This window comes from Mesorhizobium sp. M1E.F.Ca.ET.041.01.1.1, assembly GCF_003997355.1.
Classification (GTDB): domain Bacteria; phylum Pseudomonadota; class Alphaproteobacteria; order Rhizobiales; family Rhizobiaceae; genus Mesorhizobium.
This window is the reverse complement of the sequence record NZ_RZSL01000915.1, coordinates 1-1676: the sequence shown is the minus strand read 5'-3', so window position 1 is coordinate 1676 and position 1676 is coordinate 1. Positions and strand designations below refer to the sequence as shown.

Annotated in this window: 3 protein-coding genes; all 3 read right to left on the bottom strand. The window is 66.3% G+C overall.

Annotated elements, in window-relative coordinates:
- On the bottom strand, positions 1-470 hold a 470-nt coding region (locus EOA38_RS35850; RefSeq protein WP_245481011.1), incomplete at its 3' end, for an FAD-binding oxidoreductase.
- A 38-nt stretch (positions 471-508) separates the two neighbouring features.
- A complete protein-coding gene (locus EOA38_RS35845) occupies positions 509-1120 on the bottom strand; it encodes a sulfite oxidase-like oxidoreductase (RefSeq protein ID WP_127301441.1) in 612 nt (203 codons plus the stop codon).
- 125 nt (positions 1121-1245) lie between these two features.
- A partial coding sequence (locus EOA38_RS35840) for a PDZ domain-containing protein (RefSeq protein ID WP_127301440.1) occupies positions 1246-1676 on the bottom strand: 431 nt, incomplete at its 5' end.

The window sequence follows — 1676 nt, the reverse complement described above, 5'->3', positions numbered from 1 at the left end:
TCCCAGCCCCTCGCCGAAAACACCAGCGCGATCGGCGCGGCCGATTTTTGCGAGGCGCGGTGGCGCACCATCGCCATCAGCGGCACCACGCCGGAGCCGCCGCCGACCAGGAGGACCGGCCCGCCGTCGCTCGCCTCCCAGATGAAATGGCCGCCGAGCGGTCCGCGCAATTCGATCTCGTCGCCGACCGCCGCCACATCGTGGAAGAAGGGCGAAACCTCGCCGTCGTCGAGCCGCTCGATCGCCAGCTCGATGCCGGCGCCTGCTTCCGGTGCCGAGGCGATGGAATAGGAACGGCGCGCCTGATAGCCGTCCGGCGCCGTCAGCCTGACGTCGACATGCTGCCCCGCCAGATGGGTAAACGGCCGCGACGGCTGGAACCAGAAGCTGGTGACGCGCGGCGTGCGCTTTTCGATGCGGCTGATCGTGGCCGTCTGCCACGGCGACTGCGGCTGCGGTTCGGCGCTCATGGATTGCCACTCATAGATCGCCACTCACGGATCGCCACTCACGAATCGCTTGAATAGCGCTGCTCACGCCACGGGTCGCCATACATGTGATAGCCGCGCAGCTCCCAGAAGCCGGGCTCGTCGCGCTCGGTGAATTGCAGGCCGTTTACCCATTTGGCCGATTTCCAGAAATAGAGATGCGGCACCAGAAGCCGCGCCGGGCCGCCATGGTCGGCGGTGATCGGCTTGCCGTCGTAAAGCAGCGCCACCATCGCCTTGCCGGTGACGAGGTCCTTGGCCGGCACATTGGTGGAATAGCCGTCGAAGGAGAGCGCCAGCGTGAAGGCGGTGGGCGGCTCGATGCCGGCATCGGCGAGGATGTCGTCGATCAGCACGCCCTGCCAGGGCGTGTTGAACTTGGTCCATGCCGTCACGCAATGGATGTCGCGAGTCATCTTGCTCTGCGGCAGGGCGTTGAATTCCGCCCAGCTCCATTTCTTGATCGGCTTTGGCCCGTGCTTGAGCGTGAAGGACCAGTCCTCGGTGCGCACGCGCGGCGTCGGCCCGGCCGAGAGCACCGGAAAACCCTGTTCCAGATATTGTCCCGGCGGGATGCGCGCGTCTGTGTCGGAAGGAGGACGCCGTCCGGAAAAGAAGCCGCGGGTGACCAATGAGATGCCTCCTGTGACCAGGCCGCTTGCCGGCGCATGGCAGTGTTCTCGAAGACGTCCCCGCGGGCAACCGAAATCTTGTCGCCGAAGCCTGCCGGAGAGGCCGGCAGGCTCCATGGAAGTTCTCAGCCGGCGACGAAGGGCACGGCGACGAAGATCTGCGCGTCGCCGCGGTCGACCAGCAAAAGCACCGACTTCTTGCCCGACTTGCCGGCCTCGGCGATCGCCTGGTTTGCCTGCCTGGCGCTCTTGACCGGCGTGCGGTCGACGGCAACGATGACATCGCCCGGCTCGAGGCCGGCGGCCGAGGCCGCCTTGTCCGGATTGACACGCTCGACCACGGCGCCGCGCTGGTTGTCGGCGAGGTTGAGCTGCTCGCGAATGTCGGGCGTGAGATCGGTCAGGCCAAGGCCGAGCGACGGTACGCGCAGGCCCTGTTCGGCCGATGGCTTGCCGCCTTCTCCATTCGACGCGGTCTTCTGGTCTTCGGTGTTGCGGCCGACATCGGCCGATATTTGCATCACCTTGCCGTTGCGCCAGACGTCGAGCGTTTCCT